This window comes from Pseudomonas sp. 05N431, from assembly GCF_056397005.1.
Window position 1 is genome coordinate 449,186 of record NZ_JBFTMN010000002.1, and the last position, 18,822, is coordinate 468,007.

At 60.0% G+C, this 18,822-nt stretch carries 12 protein-coding genes; 6 read left to right on the forward strand and 6 right to left on the reverse strand.

The genetic code is table 11. The features are described 5' to 3' along the window. Positions 1 to 4 precede the first annotated feature (4 nt). The 3 genes from zipA to AC1DIG_RS05145 all read right to left on the reverse strand — a co-directional run bounded on the left by zipA (position 5) and on the right by AC1DIG_RS05145 (position 5,260). Entirely contained in the window at positions 5 to 853 is an 849-nt protein-coding gene (zipA, locus tag AC1DIG_RS05135; RefSeq protein WP_054593228.1) for a cell division protein ZipA, read from the reverse strand. A gap of 256 nt (positions 854 to 1,109) precedes the next feature. Next, on the reverse strand, positions 1,110 to 4,598 hold the full coding sequence (gene smc, locus AC1DIG_RS05140) for a chromosome segregation protein SMC (RefSeq protein WP_477766408.1): 3,489 nt from the start codon (positions 4,596 to 4,598) through the stop codon (positions 1,110 to 1,112). Positions 4,599 to 4,600: 2 nt separating this feature from the next. Then, complete coding sequence (locus AC1DIG_RS05145; protein WP_477766409.1) at positions 4,601 to 5,260, reverse strand: GntR family transcriptional regulator; 660 nt, start codon at positions 5,258 to 5,260, stop codon at positions 4,601 to 4,603. Positions 5,261 to 5,527: 267 nt separating this feature from the next. On the opposite strand from AC1DIG_RS05145, the gene xdhA reads away from it, so the two are divergent. From xdhA to guaD, 4 genes are all read left to right on the forward strand, one after another. Then, positions 5,528 to 6,982, forward strand: a complete 1,455-nt coding sequence (gene xdhA, locus AC1DIG_RS05150) for a xanthine dehydrogenase small subunit (protein ID WP_477766410.1) — start codon at positions 5,528 to 5,530, stop codon at positions 6,980 to 6,982. After that, positions 6,975 to 9,374: a xanthine dehydrogenase molybdopterin binding subunit gene (xdhB, locus tag AC1DIG_RS05155; protein WP_477766411.1), complete on the forward strand. Its 2,400-nt coding sequence runs from the start codon at positions 6,975 to 6,977 to the stop codon at positions 9,372 to 9,374. The genes xdhA and xdhB overlap by 8 nt, the downstream gene beginning before the upstream one ends. Before the next feature lie 70 nt (positions 9,375 to 9,444). Beyond that, positions 9,445 to 10,287: a xanthine dehydrogenase accessory protein XdhC gene (gene xdhC, locus AC1DIG_RS05160; protein ID WP_477766412.1), complete on the forward strand. Its 843-nt coding sequence runs from the start codon at positions 9,445 to 9,447 to the stop codon at positions 10,285 to 10,287. A gap of 23 nt (positions 10,288 to 10,310) precedes the next feature. Further along, the gene (guaD, locus tag AC1DIG_RS05165) at positions 10,311 to 11,615 is read left to right on the forward strand and encodes a guanine deaminase (RefSeq protein ID WP_477766413.1); all 1,305 of its coding nucleotides are present in this window, start codon (positions 10,311 to 10,313) and stop codon (positions 11,613 to 11,615) included. 154 nt (positions 11,616 to 11,769) lie between these two features. On the opposite strand, the gene AC1DIG_RS05170 is transcribed toward guaD, so the two are convergent. Continuing rightward, entirely contained in the window at positions 11,770 to 12,534 is a 765-nt protein-coding gene (locus tag AC1DIG_RS05170; protein WP_145015317.1) for a GntR family transcriptional regulator, read from the reverse strand. A gap of 244 nt (positions 12,535 to 12,778) precedes the next feature. Here AC1DIG_RS05170 and AC1DIG_RS05175 point away from each other — a divergent pair, with 244 nt between their 5' ends. After that, the gene (locus tag AC1DIG_RS05175; RefSeq protein ID WP_477766414.1) at positions 12,779 to 13,969 is read left to right on the forward strand and encodes a benzoate/H(+) symporter BenE family transporter; all 1,191 of its coding nucleotides are present in this window, start codon (positions 12,779 to 12,781) and stop codon (positions 13,967 to 13,969) included. A gap of 218 nt (positions 13,970 to 14,187) precedes the next feature. Here AC1DIG_RS05175 and AC1DIG_RS05180 read toward each other — a convergent pair whose 3' ends face one another. Beyond that, complete coding sequence (locus AC1DIG_RS05180; RefSeq protein WP_054593237.1) at positions 14,188 to 14,532, reverse strand: YggL family protein; 345 nt, start codon at positions 14,530 to 14,532, stop codon at positions 14,188 to 14,190. Positions 14,533 to 14,766: 234 nt separating this feature from the next. Between AC1DIG_RS05180 and dacB the strand changes: the two genes are divergently transcribed. After that, entirely contained in the window at positions 14,767 to 16,227 is a 1,461-nt protein-coding gene (gene dacB, locus AC1DIG_RS05185) for a D-alanyl-D-alanine carboxypeptidase/D-alanyl-D-alanine endopeptidase (protein ID WP_477766415.1), read from the forward strand. Between the two features lie 129 nt (positions 16,228 to 16,356). On the opposite strand, the gene AC1DIG_RS05190 is transcribed toward dacB, so the two are convergent. Next, positions 16,357 to 18,756: a sensor domain-containing diguanylate cyclase gene (locus AC1DIG_RS05190; RefSeq protein ID WP_477766416.1), complete on the reverse strand. Its 2,400-nt coding sequence runs from the start codon at positions 18,754 to 18,756 to the stop codon at positions 16,357 to 16,359. Between the last annotated feature and the right edge of the window lie 66 nt (positions 18,757 to 18,822).

Below are 18,822 nucleotides of genomic sequence, written 5' to 3' on the forward strand. Positions count from 1 at the left end.
TGAATCAGCGCTTCTGGGTCAGGGCGCGACGCTCGAACTCGACGATACGTTGACGGTAGTGCTCGATGGTCTGAGCGGTCAGCACGCTGCGCTGATCGTCCTTCAGTTCGCCATTGAGTTCCTGAGACAGTTTGCGGGCAGCCGCGACCATCACGTCGAAGGCCTGTTTCGGGTGGCGCGGGCCTGGCAAGCCGAGGAAGAAGCTGACAGCCGGGGTGCTGAACAGATCGATATCGTCCAGATCGAACACGCCAGGCTTGACCGCGTTGGCCATGGAGAACAGCACTTCACCGTTGCCGGCCATGCTTTCGTGACGATGGAAGATATCCATCTCGCCAAAGCGCAGACCGCTTTCCAGGATGTTCTGCAACAGGGCCGGACCTTTGAAACCGCCCGGGTCACGACAAATCACGCTGATGACCAGTACTTCTTCCGCTTGCGGCTGTTCTTTATTGACTGCAGCGCTCGACGATTTGGTTTCATCCGGGAAATCATCACGGCTGCTGAAGCTCGGGCCGCCATCCAGGTCCAGATTCAAATTCAGGTCGCCCTGGGATGGCTCGCCACCCCGTTTGCCGCGCTTGGAGCCCGATTCACGCGGCTCACGGGCAGGCATGCTCACCGACGGCAAGTCATGCTCGTCGAGTTGCGGTTCTTTATGGGTATCCAGTACGCGTGGCGGGCCCAGCAGTTCAGCACCGCTGTCCTCGTCCGGCAGGTTGGACAGGCTTCGGTCCAGGCGAAACTTCAGCTTGCCCTTGCCGCCGCGCATGCGCCGCCAGCCATCAAAAAGAATACCGGCAATGACAATAATGCCGATGACGATCAGCCACTCGCGCAGACCGATTTCCATGTAATCCCGTGCCTCTATAAAAAATGCTGAAAAATAAGGGGTTTACAACCTGTAAACCGCTTTAAAACGTGGCGCCAACTCTATGTTCTGAATGGCGTTTTGCCCACGCATACGAAAAATTGACATTAAACTAGCACGACCAAAGATAACTTTACACCGTCAGTCACAATGGCTTCAGCCATTATGTCGATTAGCCAGCATTCTCTGTGGGTAAAAATCCCTGATTCCCGCAAATATCTGGCCTACGCGCCATGACTCAGGCGTCCACCATCGCCATCGCCTCCTCGACATCCACGGCTACCAGACGCGAACAACCAGGCTCGTGCATCGTGACCCCCATCAATTGATCGGCCATTTCCATGGCGATCTTGTTGTGGGTGATATAGATGAACTGCACTGTTTGTGACATCTCTTTCACCAATCGGGCATAGCGTCCAACGTTAGCGTCATCCAGCGGTGCGTCAACTTCGTCGAGCATGCAAAACGGCGCCGGGTTCAGCTTGAAGATCGCAAAAACCAGTGCCAATGCCGTCAGGGCTTTTTCACCGCCTGACAGCAAATGGATGGTGCTGTTCTTCTTCCCGGGCGGACGCGCCATGATCGTTACCCCTGTATCGAGTAGATCTTCGCCCGTCAGTTCCAAATAAGCGCTGCCTCCACCGAAAACTTTTGGAAAAAGCGCCTGCAATCCACCGTTAATCTGATCAAAGGTATCTTTGAAGCGATTGCGGGTTTCCTTGTCGATCTTGCGAATGACGTTTTCCAGGGTGTCGAGCGCTTCGACCAGGTCAGCGTCCTGAGCATCCAGATAACGCTTGCGCTCGGACTGCTGCTGGTACTCGTCGATGGCCGCGAGGTTGATCGCGCCCAGTCGCTGAATTCGCGCAGCAATGCGCTCGAGCTCTTCTTCGGCTTCTTTTTCGTCCGCTTCAGCCACCAGCGTGGCGAGCACCCCGTGCAGGTCATAGCCGTCTTCGAGCAATTGATCCTGCAAGGTTTTACGGCGCACGGTCAGGGCTTGCCATTCCATGCGCTGCTGTTCAAGTTGACCACGGATCAGCTGCGATTGCTGCTCGGCCTGGCTGCGGCGTTTCTCGGCATCACGCAACTCACGGTCGGCATCTTCCAGGGCGATCTGCGCGGTCCTCAATTCTTCGTCGACGCTCATGCGCTTGTCGAGCAACTCTTCAAGCTTGAGCCGCAACTCTTCCAGCGGCGCTTCGCCCTCCTCCAGATTGAGGCTGAGCTGCTCGCGCTTTTCTGTCAGGCGCTCGGACTGCAATTCCAGCCGTTCCAGTGCCTGACGGGTTGAATCGTGTTGCGCCTTGAGCGAGCCCAGACGCACCGCCAATTGGTGCGCGTGGTCTTTATGCTGACGGGCTTCCTGCCGCACCCGGTCCAGGCGTTCGCGCAAGCTGTCGCGCTGCGCCAGCAGTAATTCGCGCTGCTCGGTATCGATCGCCATGCTGTCGAGGGCTTCCTGCAATTGCAGGCGCGACTCGCCAACCTGTTCATGTTCCAGCGCACGCTGTTCAGCCAATTCACCGAGCTCTTCGTCGAGTCGCGTGCGGCGCAACGTCAGTTGCTCGGCCTTGGCTTTACCGGCGGACAGCTGAGCTTTCAATTCACCCTGCTGGCGCGCTTCGTCTTGCAGCAAACGGCGCAGGTGTTCACGGCCATTCTCTTGCTGACGTTGCTGGGCGCGCAGGTTTTGCAAGGTGGTCTCCAGCGTCTCGACGGTCGCTTCACGCTCTTCGCGCTCAAGCCCCAGACGCTGGATTTCCTGCCCACGCGCCAACATGCCGCTCTCGGCCTCACTGGCGCGGCGCACCCGCAAAAAGTGCCGCCCAACCCAGTAGCCATCACGGCTGATCAGGCTTTCGCCGACCGACAACTGGCCACGCAGCGACAGCGCTTGTTCAAGACTGTCCACCGGCTTGACCTGTCCCAGCCACGGCGACAGATCGATCTGCGCCTCAACCTTGTCGAGCAGACTGCCGGGGATCCGTACACCGTCGCTGGCCGGGCTGAGCAAACGCAGATCGCCCTGGGCAAAGCCGGACAGATCGAACCCGGCAAAGTCATCGACCAGCACTGCTTGCAGGTCGGCACCGAGCACGGTTTCCACCGCCAGCTCCCAACCCGCTTCAACTTTCAAGCCTTCAGCCAGACGCGGACGTTCGGCCAGATGCTGTTCACGCAACCACTCGGCGGCGCCGGTGCCCGGATCGAGCGCCGCTTGCTGCAACGCCTCCAGCGAGGCCAGGCGCCCGTTGAGCCGTTGCAAGTCACCCTGCGCCTGCTGCTGGTTTTGCAGGGCCAGTTGCAGTTCCTGACGCAACTGCTCAAGCCGCTCGACCTGAGCTTCTTCGCTGGCTTGCAAATCCTCAAGGGTCGCTTCACTGGCGGCGAGTTGTTCACTCAGATCGAGAATCGCTGCGTCTTCCGGGGCTGCCGACAACAGGTCACGCTCTTCGGCCAAGCGACGTTGACGCTCAGCCAGGCGCTCCATGCTGGTTTCCAGCTGCTGGATGCGCGACTGCTGGACTTCGGCCTGACGCCGTGGCTCGGCCGAGCGCAGGTTGAAACTGTCCCACTGCTCCTGCCAGCCGTGCATGGTGGTTTCGGATTCTTCCAGCGCAGCGGCGGCCTCTTCAGCAGCGGCGCTGGTGACTTCCTGCTCGGGCGTGAGCATGTCCAGCTCTTCGCCAAGAGTTGCCAGCAAGGTGCGGTCGTGCCCCAGGTGCGACTCGGTTTCCAGGCGCGAACGCTCCGCTTCCTTTAAATCGTCCTGCAACTGACGCAAACGCTGCTGGCCATGCTGAATACTTTGCTCGACCCGGGCGATGTCGCCGCCGACCGAATAGAAGCGTCCCTGCACCAGATTGAAGCGCTCAGACAGGTCATGATGACCGTCGCGCAGCCGTTCGATGCTCGCATCGGCATTACGCTGCTCAGCGACCAGGGCTTCGAAACTGATTTCCTGGTTGCCAATGATTGCTTCGCGCTGGCCAACCTGTTCGTTCAATGCCTGCCAGCGTAGCGCCGACAGTTGAGCCTTGAGCTGACGCTCTTCAGCTTTGTATTCCTGATACTTCTCGGCCGCCTGGGCCTGACGATGCAAGCGTTCGAGCTGACGTTCCAGCTCATCACGCAGGTCGGTCAGGCGCGCGAGGTTTTCGTGGGTGCGACGGATGCGGTTTTCGGTCTCGCGCCGGCGCTCCTTGTACTTGGAGATCCCCGCCGCTTCTTCGATGAAGTTGCGCAGGTCTTCGGGCTTGGACTCGATCAGCTTGGAGATCATCCCCTGTTCGATGATCGAGTAGCTGCGCGGGCCCAGGCCGGTACCAAGAAAAATGTCGGTGATATCGCGGCGACGGCATTTGGTGCCGTTGAGGTAATACGTGGTCTGGCTGTCGCGGGTGACTTTACGGCGAATGGAGATTTCCGCGTAGGCCGCGTACTCGCCGAGCAACGTGCCGTCGGAGTTGTCGAACACCAGTTCGATGCTTGCCTGGCTCACCGGTTTGCGACTGGTGGAGCCGTTGAAGATGACGTCGGTCATCGACTCGCCGCGCAAGTTCTTGGCCGAGCTCTCGCCCATCACCCAGCGTACGGCGTCGATGATGTTCGACTTGCCGCAACCATTGGGCCCGACCACCGCCGCCATGTTACTGGGGAAGTTTACCGTGGTCGGGTCGACGAAGGATTTGAACCCCGCCAGCTTGATGCACTTGAGCCGCACGCTCAGGCAACCGGCAAGGCAGACAGCACCAGATCGCAACTGCGCCGGGCATAAGCCGAGAGCACGACGCGAATCTCTGGCAGATCACGAGCCAGCACGGCCGCGAGCAAGCGCTCGAACAGTTCGAGGAACTCGCTCATCTCGGCCTTGCGCTGTTCCAGAGCGAGAAAATACGCACGGCTCATGGCCGGTTGCAGGTTCTCGACGGTTTCCTGCAAGTACGGGTTATCGGCGAATGGGTACGCCGCGCGCATCACGCTGAAGCTGTCTTCGACAAAGGCGCGGATGTCCTGACGCTCGTAACTGGCGCTCAGGCGCTGCTGGATTTGCAGGAACGGCGCCATGTCGGCCTGGACCTGCCAGCCATTGGCCACTGAATTACCGAGCAGGATGTACAGCTCGCTCATCAGCGTGCACAGGCTCTGCACCTTGTGTGCGGTGAGTTCGGTCACATGCGCACCACGACGCGGCAGGATGGCGATCAGGTGCCGGCGTTCGAGAATCAGCAAGGCTTCGCGAACCGAGCCGCGGCTGACATTGAGGGCCAGCGTGACCTTCTGTTCCTGGATGCGCTCTCCCGGCTTGAGGTCGCCGCGAATGATGCGTTCGGCGAGGTGGTGAGCGATTTGCTCGGCGAGGCTGTCCGGCGCCTTGAACGTCATGGTTGTCCTTCAAACTCTTCGATCTGCACAAGCGGCGCAGTGTAGCGCACTTGATGGGTGATGGCGCAGGGCCCAGCCGGCGGAATTTGGCACGATTCAAGCAAAAAGCGGGGTATCCCGAGAGGGTCAATAATGAAAGAAGCCACTGTTGATCGGCAAAAGCGAATTTCCTGACCTTTAAGTCAGAAAATCATTGACCGAAAAGTCAGACCTGATAAATTCAGGTTCAAGTCGGTTAACAACAATAATGAGTCTGCGAGGCCTTCCGTGATCCAGTTTTTACTTAACCAGGAACTCCGTAGCGAGCACGCCCTGGACCCGAATCTGACCGTGCTGAACTATCTGCGCGAACATTTGGGCAAACCCGGTACCAAAGAAGGTTGCGCCAGCGGTGACTGTGGCGCGTGTACGGTGGTGGTCGGTGAATTGCAGACCGATGACAACGGCCGCGAACACATTCGCTATCGCAGTCTCAACTCGTGCCTGACGTTTGTGTCGTCGCTGCACGGCAAGCAGCTGATCAGCGTCGAAGACCTCAAGCATCAGGGCCAATTGCACAGCGTGCAAAAAGCCATGGTCGAGTGCCACGGTTCACAGTGCGGCTTCTGCACACCGGGCTTCGTCATGTCGTTGTTCGCCCTGCAGAAAAACAGCGATCACGCCGATTCCCATAAAGCCCACGAAGCCCTCGCCGGCAATCTCTGCCGCTGCACCGGCTACCGGCCGATCCTCGCCGCTGCCGAACAAGTGTGCTGCGCCAAACAGCCCGACCAGTTCGATGCCCGCGAAGCCGAAACCATCGCTCGCCTGAAAGCCATTGCGCCGACCGACACCGGTGAACTGAACAGCGGCGACAAACGCTGCCTGGTGCCGCTGACCGTCGCCGATCTGGCCGACCTCTACGACGCTTATCCGCAAGCCAGACTGTTGGCCGGCGGCACCGACCTGGCGCTGGAAGTGACCCAGTTCCACCGCACGCTGCCGGTGATGATCTACGTCGGCAACGTCGCAGAAATGAAGCGCATCGAGCGCTTTGACGATCGCCTGGAAATCGGCGCCGCCACCGCCCTCTCCGACTGCTACGACGCTCTTGAGGCCGAGTACCCGGACTTCGGCGAATTGCTGCAACGTTTTGCCTCCTTGCAAATCCGCAATCAGGGCACGCTCGGCGGCAACATCGGCAACGCCTCGCCGATTGGTGACTCGCCTCCGCTGCTGATCGCTCTGGGCGCACAGATCGTGCTGTGCAAAGGCGAAACCCGCCGCACCCTGGCGCTGGAAGACTACTTCATCGATTACCGGGTCACTGCGCGCCAGGAAAGCGAGTTCATCGAGAAGATCATCGTGCCGCGTGCCAGCGCTGAACAGCTGTTCCGCGCCTACAAGGTTTCCAAGCGTCTGGACGATGACATTTCCGCAGTCTGCGCGGCATTCAACCTGCGCATCGAAAACGGCGTGGTTGCCGACGCCCGCGTCGCGTTCGGCGGCATGGCCGCGACACCGAAACGCGCGAAAAGCTGCGAAGCCGCACTGCTCGGCGCGCCATGGAACAACACAACAGTGGAACGTGCCTGCGCCGCCCTTGCGCAAGACTTCACGCCGCTCACAGACTTCCGTGCGAGCAAGGAATACCGCCTGCTCAGCGCGCAGAACCTGCTGCGTAAATACTTCATCGAACTGCAAACACCGCACATCGAGACTCGGGTGACCGCTTATGTCTAACCATCACAAAGTCGAGAAGACCCAAGCCGAACTGGCCGAACTGTTTGCCAAGGACCTGACCACCGGTGTCGGCCGCAGCGTCAAGCACGACAGCGCCGACAAGCACGTGTCCGGTGAAGCGCAGTACATCGACGATCGACTGGAGTTTCCGAATCAGCTGCACGTTTACGCACGGCTCTCGGACCGCGCCCACGCGAAAATCATCAGCATCGACACTAAGCCCTGCTACGCCTTTGAAGGCGTGCGCATCGCCATTACCCACGAAGACGTGCCGGGCCTGAAAGACATCGGTCCATTGTTGCCGGGCGACCCCTTGCTGGCCATCGACGACGTGCAATTCGTCGGTCAACCGGTGCTTGCGGTGGCCGCGAAAGACCTGGAAACCGCACGCAAAGCGGCCATGGCGGCGATCATCGAATACGAAGATCTGGAGCCGGTACTCGACGTGGTCGAAGCCCTGCGCAAACGCCATTTCGTGCTGGATAGCCATACCCACAAGCGCGGCGATTCGGCCACTGCGCTGGCGACCGCCGAGCACCGGATTCAAGGCACGCTGCACATCGGCGGCCAGGAACACTTCTATCTGGAAACCCAGATCTCTTCGGTGATGCCGACCGAAGACGGCGGCATGATCGTCTACTGCTCGACCCAGAACCCTACCGAAGTGCAGAAACTGGTGGCGGAAGTGCTCGACGTGTCGATGAACAAAATCGTCGTCGACATGCGTCGCATGGGCGGCGGTTTCGGCGGTAAGGAAACCCAGGCCGCCAGCCCGGCCTGCCTCTGCGCGGTGATCGCGCACCTGACCGGACAGCCGACCAAAATGCGTCTGCCACGGGTCGAAGACATGCTGATGACCGGCAAGCGTCACCCGTTCTACATTGAATACGATGTGGGCTTCGACGACAGCGGACGCCTGCACGGCATCCAGCTGGAACTGGCTGGTAACTGCGGTTGCTCACCAGACCTGTCGGCGTCGATCGTTGACCGGGCGATGTTCCACTCGGACAACTCGTACTACCTGGGCGATGCGACCATCAACGGTCACCGCTGCAAGACCAACACCGCATCGAACACCGCCTATCGCGGCTTTGGCGGCCCGCAAGGAATGGTCGCCATCGAAGAAGTGATGGACGCCATCGCCCGTCATCTGGGCCTCGATCCGCTGGCGGTGCGCAAGGCCAACTACTACGGCAAGACCGAGCGCAACGTCACCCATTACTACCAGACCGTCGAGCACAACATGCTCGAGGAAATCACCGCCGAGCTGGAAGAAAGCAGCCAGTACGCCGAACGCCGTGAAGCGATCCGCCGCTACAACGCCAACAGCCCGATCCTGAAAAAAGGCCTGGCGCTGACCCCGGTAAAATTCGGTATTTCCTTCACCGCCAGCTTCCTCAACCAGGCCGGTGCGCTGATTCACGTCTACACCGACGGCAGCATTCATCTGAACCACGGCGGCACCGAAATGGGCCAGGGCTTGAACGTCAAAGTCGCGCAAGTCGTGGCCGAAGTGTTCCAGGTTGAAATCGACCGTGTGCAGATCACCGCGACCAACACCGACAAAGTGCCAAACACCTCGCCGACCGCCGCGTCCAGCGGTGCCGACCTGAACGGTAAAGCCGCGCAAAACGCCGCTGAAATCATCAAGCAACGCCTGGTGGAATTTGCTGCGCGCAAGTATGCGGTCAGCGAAGAAGACGTGGAATTCCACAACGGCCACGTGCGGGTTCGCGATCAGATCCTGACCTTCGAAGAACTGATCCAGCAGGCGTATTTCGCTCAGGTGTCGCTGTCCAGCACCGGGTTCTACAAGACCCCGAAAATCTACTACGACCGCAGCCAGGCACGCGGTCGTCCGTTCTACTACTTCGCGTTTGGCGCAGCCTGCGCCGAGGTGATCGTCGACACCCTGACCGGCGAATACAAAATGCTCCGTACCGACATCCTGCATGACGTCGGCGCCTCCTTGAACCCGGCTATCGATATGGGCCAGGTCGAAGGTGGTTTCATCCAGGGCATGGGCTGGCTGACCATGGAAGAGCTGGTCTGGAATGCCAAGGGCAAACTGATGACCAACGGCCCGGCCAGCTACAAGATCCCGGCGGTCGCCGACATGCCGCTGGATTTGCGGGTCAAGCTGGTGGAAAACCGCAAGAACCCGGAAGACACAGTGTTCCACTCCAAAGCCGTGGGCGAGCCGCCGTTCATGCTCGGCATCGCCGCCTGGTGTGCGATCAAGGATGCGGTGGCGAGCCTGGGCGATTACAGGCATCAACCAAAAATCGACGCACCGGCCACACCGGAGCGGGTGTTGTGGGGCTGTGAGCAGATGCGCCAGTTGAAGGCGGTGAAAGCCGTGGAAGCCGAGAGTGAGCTGGCTTCGCTCTAGACCGAGGCGCGGCCATCGCGAGCAAGCTCGCGATGACGGCCGAACAGACAACGCAGATGTTGAGGTGAACATGTACAACTGGATCGACGCCCTCGCCGACCTGCAAACCCAGGGTGAACCCTGTGTGTTGGTGACCATCATCGAAGAGCTCGGCTCGACGCCGCGCAATGCCGGTTCGAAAATGGTCGTCAGCGCCACGCAGGCGTTCGACACCATCGGTGGCGGGCACCTGGAATACAAGGCGATGCAAGTCGCCCGGGAGATGCTTGCCAGCGGCAAACAGGACACCCACCTGGAGCGTTTCACCCTCGGCGCCAGCCTCGGTCAATGCTGCGGCGGTGTCACGGTGCTGCTGTTCGAACCCATGGGCCAGGTGCAAGCCCAGATCGCCGTATTCGGTGCCGGGCACGTCGGTCGGGCGTTGGTGCCGTTGCTCGCCAGCCTGCCCTGCCGGGTGCGCTGGATCGATTCGCGGGAAGCCGAGTTCCCCGAACAGATCCCCCACGGCGTGCGTAAAATCGTCGCCGAAGAACCGGTGGACGAAATCGACGACCTGCCCGCTGGCAGTTACTGCATTGTCATGACCCACAATCACCAGCTCGACCTGGAACTCACCGCGGCGATCCTCAAGCGCAACGACTTTGCCTACTTCGGCCTGATCGGCTCGAAGACCAAACGGGTGAAGTTCGAACACCGCCTGCGCGAGCGTGGTTTCGACAACGCCGTGCTGCAGCGTATGCGCTGCCCGATGGGCCTGGGCGAGGTCAAAGGCAAATTGCCTGTGGAAATCGCCATCTCCATCGCCGGCGAAATCATCGCCACCTATAACGCGAATTTCGGCCAGCACAGCGCGAAAGCCGAACCTATTGCCAAACTGCTGCCCGCCTCGCGCCGCAGTCAGGCTTCGAACTAAAAAGCCACGAACCGAGAACGACAATGCCTTTGACTCGCAAAGCCTACCGTGCCGCCATTCTGCACAGCATCGCCGACCCAGCCGTGGTGGGTATCGAAGCCTCCTACGAGTATTTTGAAGACGGCTTGCTGGTGACTGAAAACGGCCAGATCAGCGCCATCGGCCCTGCCTGCGAACTGCTCGCCAGCCTGCCCGCCGATATTGAAATCACGCATTATCAGGACGCCCTGATCACCCCCGGCTTCATCGACACCCACATTCACCTGCCGCAAACCGGCATGGTCGGCGCGTACGGCGAACAACTGCTGGACTGGCTCAACACCTACACCTTCCCGTGCGAAAGCCAATTCGCCGACAAGGCCCACGCCGAAGAAGTCGCCGGCATCTTCATCAAGGAATTGCTGCGCAACGGCACCACCACCGCACTGGTGTTCGGCAGTGTGCACCCGCAATCAGTGGACTCGTTCTTCGAAGCCGCCGAAAAGCTCGACCTGCGGATGATCGCCGGCAAAGTGATGATGGACCGCAACGCGCCGGACTATCTGACCGACACCGCCGAGTCCAGCTACGTTGAGAGCAAGGTGCTGATCGAGCGCTGGCACGGCAAGGGTCGCCTGCACTATGCGGTGACGCCACGCTTCGCCCCGACCAGCACCCCGGAACAGCTGACCCTCGCCGGCCAGTTGCTCAGCGAATACCCCGACCTGTACATGCAGACCCACATCAGTGAAAACCTGCAGGAAGTTCAATGGGTCAAGGAGCTGTTCCCAGAGCGCAAGGGCTACCTGGACGTTTACGATCACTACAAATTGCTCGGTGAGCGCTCGGTGTTCGCGCACGGCGTGCACCTGTGCGATGACGAATGCGCGCGCCTGGCCGAAACCGGTTCGGCGATCGCCTTCTGCCCGACCTCGAACTTCTTCCTCGGCAGTGGATTGTTCAACCTGCCAATGGCCGAAAAGCACAACCTGAACGTCGGCCTGGGCACTGATGTCGGCGGCGGCACCAGTTTCTCGCTGCTGCAAACCCTGAACGAAGCCTACAAAGTCATGCAGCTGCAAGGCGCACGCCTGAGCCCGTTCAAATCGCTGTACCTGGCGACCCTCGGCGGCGCCCGCGCTCTGCGCCTGGAAGACAAGATCGGCACCCTGCAACCGGGCACCGACGCCGACTTCCTGGTGCTGGACTACAACGCCACACCGCTGCTCGGCTATCGCCTGAAACAGGCCAAGAGCATCGCCGAGACGTTGTTTGTGCTGATGACATTGGGTGATGACCGGACTGTTCTGCAGACTTATGCGGCGGGGAATCTGGTTCACCAGCGCTAGGTTTTTCCAGGCATAAAAAATCCCCCGCAGCCATTAGGTTGCGGGGGATTTTTTTATCGTCTGTCAGACCGCTATCGCGAGCAAGCTCGCTCCCACAGGGAAATGCGGCCAAATGTGGGAGCGAGCTTGCTCGCGATGGGTGCGCCGCGGTCTATCAAAGCTTGGCGGTCGGCCGCCCTGGCTTTTTGGTCTGCAACAAGTGTGAGAACACCGCGTGCAAATCGTCCGAGGCGCTTTCTTCGTCGAGGTTGAGCTTGCTGTCGATGTGGTCCATGTGATGCATCATCAGGTTCACCGCCAGTTCGGCGTCGCGAGCCTCGATGGCATCGATCAGCTGAGTGTGTTCATCGTAGGAACAGTGCGAGCGGTTACCGCTTTCGTACTGGGCGATGATCAACGAAGTCTGCGACACCAGGCTGCGCTGGAAGCTGATCAGCGGAGCGTTCTTCGCCGCCTCGGCCAGCTTCAGGTGAAACTCGCCAGACAAACGGATACCGGCACCACGGTCGCCACGGGAGAAACTGTCACGCTCGTCGTTGACCATTTGCCGCAGCTCGGCAATCTGTTCGGCCGTCGCGTGTACGACTGCCAGTTCAGTGATCGCCTTCTCGACCAGACGCCGCGCCATGAATACCTGACGGGCTTCTTCGACACTCGGGCTGGCAACCACGGCACCCCGGTTGGGACGCAACAGCACCACGCCTTCGTGGGCCAGACGCGACAGCGCGCGGCGAATGATGGTGCGACTGACCCCGAAAATTTCTCCCAGCGCCTCTTCGCTCAACTTTGTACCGGGCGCCAGACGCTGTTCGAGGATGGCCTCGAAGATATGCGCATAGACGATATCGTCCTGGGTTCCGCTGCGGCCGGCTTTGCCTGCTCGCGGTTGTTTCTTGAGGGGCTGCAACTGTTCGTTCATGGGCACTCGAGTCGGGAGAACTGCGGCGAATTGACTGTGACTGTAATACGTCACAGAGGGTCGCTGGCAAGTATTGCGTAAAAAAAACACAGCACATTGTACACAACCGCTGGTGGCAACACGACTGTACGGCCATATACGCCCCCGGCTGTATTGCAACGAGCTGCCACGTTTAAGTTTAGGCTTGAATACCCCCGACACTCCGGGGTGCATCATATTTATCAAGATCAAGGAACACCGCGCCATGACCGACGCCACTCACGCGCAACTTCGCCCATTGGCCGACACTTCACCTTCGGCCATCGTCGCCGGTTTTATTGCCATGATGACCGGCTACACCAGTTCACTGGTGCTGATGTTCCAGGCTGGCCAGGCGGCGGGGCTGACCAGCGGGCAAATATCGTCGTGGATCTGGGCGATTTCGATTGGCATGGCGGTGTGCTCGATCGGTTTGTCCTTGCGTTATCGCACACCGATCACCATTGCCTGGTCGACGCCCGGTGCGGCGTTGCTGATTACCAGCCTGTCGGGCGTGACCTACGGCGAAGCGATTGGTGCCTACATCACTTGCGCCGTGCTCGTCACCCTGTGCGGCATGACCGGCAGCTTCGAACGCCTGGTCAAACGCATTCCTGCGTCACTGGCAGCGGCGTTGCTGGCGGGGATTCTGTTCAAGATCGGCAGCGAAATTTTCGTCGCCGCCCAGCACCGCACCGGCCTGGTACTGGGGATGTTTTTCACCTATCTGGCGGTCAAGCGCCTGTCGCCGCGTTATGCGGTGCTCGCGGCGCTGCTGATCGGCACGGTACTGTCCGGCGTCATGGGCCTGCTGGATTTCAGCGGTTTTCATCTGGAAGTGGCCACCCCGGTCTGGACCACCCCGCACTTTTCCCTCGCGGCGACCATCAGCATCGGCATTCCATTGTTCGTGGTGGCCATGACCTCGCAGAACATGCCGGGCATCGCCGTGTTGCGCGCCGACGGCTACAACGTGCCGGCTTCGCCACTGATCACCACCACCGGCATCGCCTCGCTGTTGCTGGCGCCATTTGGCTCCCACGGGATCAACCTGGCAGCAATCAGCGCCGCAATCTGCACCGGGCCGCACGCCCATGAAGATCGCCACAAGCGTTACACCGCGGCCGTCTGGTGCGGGATTTTCTACGGGATTGCCGGGGTCTTTGGCGCAACCCTCGCGGCGCTGTTCGCCGCTTTGCCGAAGGAGCTGGTGCTGTCGATTGCCGCCCTGGCGCTGTTCGGCTCGATCATCAACGGCCTGAGCATCGCCATGAGCGAAGTGAAGGAACGTGAAGCGGCGTTGATCACCTTTATGGTCACTGCGTCGGGGCTGACGCTGTTTTCCATTGGTTCGGCATTTTGGGGGATTGTGGCGGGTGTGGTGACGCTGATGATTCTGAACTGGCGCAATGCCTGAAAGCATCGTCGGATCGCCGCCCGGAGCAAGCTCGCTCCCACAGCGGATTTGTGAACGACACGGATCAAATGTGGGAGCGAGCTTGCTCGCGATAGCTTTCTGACAGACACACAAAATCCCGGGAAACAGCCCCGAGGCATCATTCAATAAAGGGGGAAAACGAAACGCTGTACAAGGACAGCAAACCAGCGACCCGAACGGGTCGCTGGTTCAGAACATCAGGCTACCGGATTGATCGGCTTTTCCGGGTACCAGACGTCCAGCAACGGGCTGACTTCTACGCTGGTCAGCTCGGTGCGGGCTTTCAGCCAGGCTTCAACGGCGGCGCGTTGTTCTGCGCTGACCGAGCCACGTTTTTGCAGGCAAACCAGACCGTAGTCGTCGCCGCCAACGTAGCCGAGGCCGTTAGCTTCCATGGCTTCTTTCAGAAACGCGTCGAGGAAAGCGTCAACAGCCTCATCAGCCAGATCTTCTTTGAAATCCAGGTTCAGTTCGAAACCCAGCTCTTGAAATTCATCGACGCACAGTTTTTTGCGCAGACGCTGGGAACGGTTAGTCGCCATTGGAACAATCCTCAAAAGTAATAACGGGCGGCACTTTAGCAGTTTAAGCCGTTGTTTGCCCGATTCTCTGGCGGCTTGCGCCTACCGCCGGTAAAAAAATAGCGGATTCGGCCCTCTGCGTACGGCACAAGCCGCTACTCCTTGGGGCATAATGCCGACACTTTCACGACCACCGAGGGAATTTATTCTCATGCCCTCATCTTTCCCCCCCTCGGCTGTAGGGTTTTATTTCAGATGATCAAATCTTTGCGTCCATTGCTTCTCGCCAGCCTGCTTGTGCCGCTGGCCTTCCCTGTTTCCGCTGCCCCAGTCAACACAACCCTGCCACCCAGCGTTGAAAAAGCACTCAAAGCCAGCAAGTTGCAGGACAGCGCCCTGTCGCTGGTGATGATTCCGCTCAACGGCCCGGGTACACCGACGGTCTTCAACGCTGACGTTTCGGTCAATCCGGCCTCGACCATGAAACTGGTCACCACCTACGCCGCGCTGGAAATGCTTGGCCCGAACCACCAGTGGAAAACCGAGTTCTACACCGACGGCACCCTCAATGGCGGCATCCTGCACGGCAACCTGTACCTCAAGGGTGGCGGCGATCCAAAGCTGAACATGGAAAAACTCTGGTTGCTGATGCGTGACCTGCGGGCCAATGGCGTGCAGCAAGTCACCGGTGACCTGGTGCTGGACCGCAGCTTCTTCGTCCAGCCGCAATTGCCGGAGTTCAATGACGACGGCAAAGACGAAAACAAGCCGTTCCTGGTCAAACCCGACGCGTTGATGGTCAACCTCAAGGCCCTGCGCTTCGTAGCTCGCAACGATTCGGGCAAGGTGCTGGTGTCGGTCGAACCGCCGATCGCCAGCATTCGCATCGACAACCAGGTCAAAGCGCTCAGCGGTAAACAGTGTTCCGGGGGCGTACGCTACAACCCGGTGACCCAGGCCGACGGCAGCGTGAGCGTGACCGTTGCAGGCCAGTTGGCCGACGGTTGCAGCTCGCAGACTTACCTTTCGCTGCTCGACCATGCAACCTATACCGCTGGCGCCGTGCGGGCGATCTGGCAGGAACTGGGTGGCAGCATCCAGGGCAAGGATCGTCTGGCCGCCGTACCGAAGGATGCCAAGGTACTGGCCCGGGCGTTCTCGCCGGACCTGGCGGAAATCATCCGCGATATCAACAAATACAGTAACAACACCATGGCTCAGCAGCTGTTCCTCAGTCTGGGCGCGAAATACCGCACCGACGCCGATGCTGACGATGCAAAAGCCGCACAACGCGTAGTGCGTCAGTGGCTGGCGAAGAAAGGCATCACCGCGCCGCATCTGGTGATGGAGAACGGCTCGGGCCTGTCGCGTGCCGAACGGGTCAGTGCCCGTGAAATGGCGAGCATGCTGCAGGCTGCCTGGAGAAGCCCGTACTCGGCCGAGTTCGTCAGTTCGCTGCCGATCAGCGGCATGGACGGCACCATGCGCAAACGCCTCAAGACCACCGCAATGCGCGGTGAAGCACACGTCAAGACCGGCACCCTGAACACCGTGCGCGCCATCGCCGGTTTCAGCCGCGACAGCAACGGCAACACCTGGGCAGTAGTCGCGATCCTCAACGATCCGGCACCTTTTGGTGCGCATACGGTGCTCGATCAGGTGCTGCTGGACCTGTACCGCCAACCGAAACTGGCAACCGCCGAGTCGGCGCTTTAAGCCGATCTATAAAACGCAATAGTTCCAGTGTGGGAGCTAGCTTGCTCGCGATGCGGGCAACGCGGTGCATCAGAATGACCGTGTCATCGTTCATAGCGAGCAAGCTCGCTCCCACAACAGCCCACCAGCCTATACCAGTTCCATCTCAACCCGATCCCGCCCGGCCTGCTTCGCCGCATAAACCCCCGAGTCAGCGCGCAGCAGCAGGGCATCAGCCCCCTCTCCGGAACGCCAGCTGGCGATACCAAAGCTGGCAGTCACCGTGCCCAGGTCGTCGATCGGCGTATTGCGCAAGCTCTGCCATAACTCGACGGCCAACGCATGGGCATGCTGCCCGTTGGTGTCCGGACACAGCACCATGAACTCCTCGCCACCCAGGCGACAGAACACATCGGTGCGCCGCAAACGCTGACGGATGCGCTGACAGATCGCCTGCAACACCCGATCGCCGGCCGCATGGCCATACACATCATTGATGCGCTTGAAGTGATCGATATCCAGCATGATCACCGCCAAGTCCCCGACACCTCGCTCGACGCGGGCCATTTCCATGGTCAACCGCTCCTGGAAATAGCGTCGATTGTGAATGCCGGTCAGCGAGTCGGTCACCGACAAGGCGCGCAGCTCTTCCTCGACCCGTTTGAGGTCGGAAATATCCGAAATGTAGCCATGCCACAACACCCCACCACCAGGCAGTTCTTCCGGCGTTGCCTCGCCGCGTACCCAACGCAGGCCACGGACGGGCAACTGCACGCGGTACTCTTCGCGCCACGGGTTGAGCTTTAGCGAAGAGATCCGGATCGAGGCACGCACCCGAGCGGCATCCTGAGGATGGATCCGCTCGAAAATGGCCTCGGCGTTCTGTTGCAGCACGTCCGGGTCGATTTCGTAAATATCGCGAATGCCATCACTGGCGTAGATCACACTGAAGCGCCCGTCTGCCGCCATCTTGAATTGATAAATGCCGCCCGGCACATGAGCGCTGAGTTTCTTGAGCAGCAAATCGCGCGCCGCCAACGCTTCATGCACGCGCTTGCGCTCCGTAATGTCGATGCAGATCGCCAGATTCCCGACCCACAGCCCCTGCTCATCAAGCATGGCGGTGGCGAGCATGTTCACCGTCAGATGGCTGCCATCCTGACGCACCAAGGTCCATTCGCGCGCTTCATGCCCACCCGCTTCGCCACCTTCCACCAGCATCGCCTGGCAGCTCGGCACCGGTTTGCAGTAACGCTGACTGAGCTCCACAGCCCGTGCCTCCAGCTCAGCGGGCAGATGCAGGCTTTCCAGGGTCGCATGCCCCAATACATCGACACTGCGATAGCCGAGCATGTGCTCGGCACCGGCATTGAAGGTGGTGATCACGCCACGCAGGTTGGTGGCGATCACTGCCACTTGGGTCGCCGCGTCCAGCACCCCGCGTAATTGCCCATGAGCGCCGCTCAACTCCTGTTCTCGCAGGCGCAACTCGCGGGTGCGCTGCTCGACCAGTGCCAGCGCTCGTTGCCGTTGACTGACCAGAATGTAGAGCAAGGCACTGAGCAGCACGCTCAACAGCGCCCCCATTACGATCAGGCTGGCAACCGCCGAATGAGTGGCACGTTCAAACACGGTACTGGTGCGAATATCGAGATCGTAGACATGATCGCCCAGGCGCAACATCGAGCTGTAATGCAACGGCTGGTTCGCCACCGGGTTGGTAGATTCGTAAAGTGCTTGCGCCTGACCGTCCTGCGCCCGACCACGAATCTGCACCACAAGGTTGTCCTGACTGGGCAACGGAAAACCATCGGCCACCAACTGACGCATGCTGATCACTGCCAGCACGTAACCCAGGGGCGCAGCGTCTTGAGCGGACGCTGCAGTATCGCGCAAAACCGGCTCGACCAGCAGCACGCCACGGGCATACTCAGGATCGACACCAAGCAGCAGCGTGGGCTCGGACACCGCCATCGCGTTGAGGGAGCGGGCCTTTTGCAGGGTTACCCGACGTGTCGGTTCCGAGAGCAAATCAAAACCCAGCGGCGCGCCTTTTGAGCCTAGCGCCTGGCTGTACAACACCGGCGCGTATTCATCGCGCTCGGCGGCAGGTCGCAACGTGGCGGAAGGTGTCAGATCGCGGATGGCAAATCCTGCTTTACCTTGCTCGCGCACCCGTTGCTCGAACGCGGAACGTTCATTGCGGGCAACCCGCGGTGCCCAGGCGTAGGCCTGAGTTCTGTGCAACAGTGCTTGGGTAAAGCCGTCGAACTCTTCACGGGAAACCGAATCGGAGTTGACGAAGAAACGCCGCAGGCTATCAAGGCGCTGTTCCTGATCGTCGAAACGCTCGGCAATCCGGCTCTTGCGCTCGCTGACCAGCATTTGGAAACGCTGTGCCATCTGCTGATGCTGCGCATTGAAGCTGGCCCAGGCGAGCAGCCCCGTCAGTACGCCGCCGGCCAGCAACACCAGCAGCGCAATGAGCCAGGCCGAAACATCTTCACTGATCAAGCCCAGGATCTTGGGTCGTACGGCGTGCAACGGCATAAGCGAAACTCAAAACGCCGGCGTGCTTTGGCGTCACCTTGGCTTTGAGTGAAGTTATAGCTATTA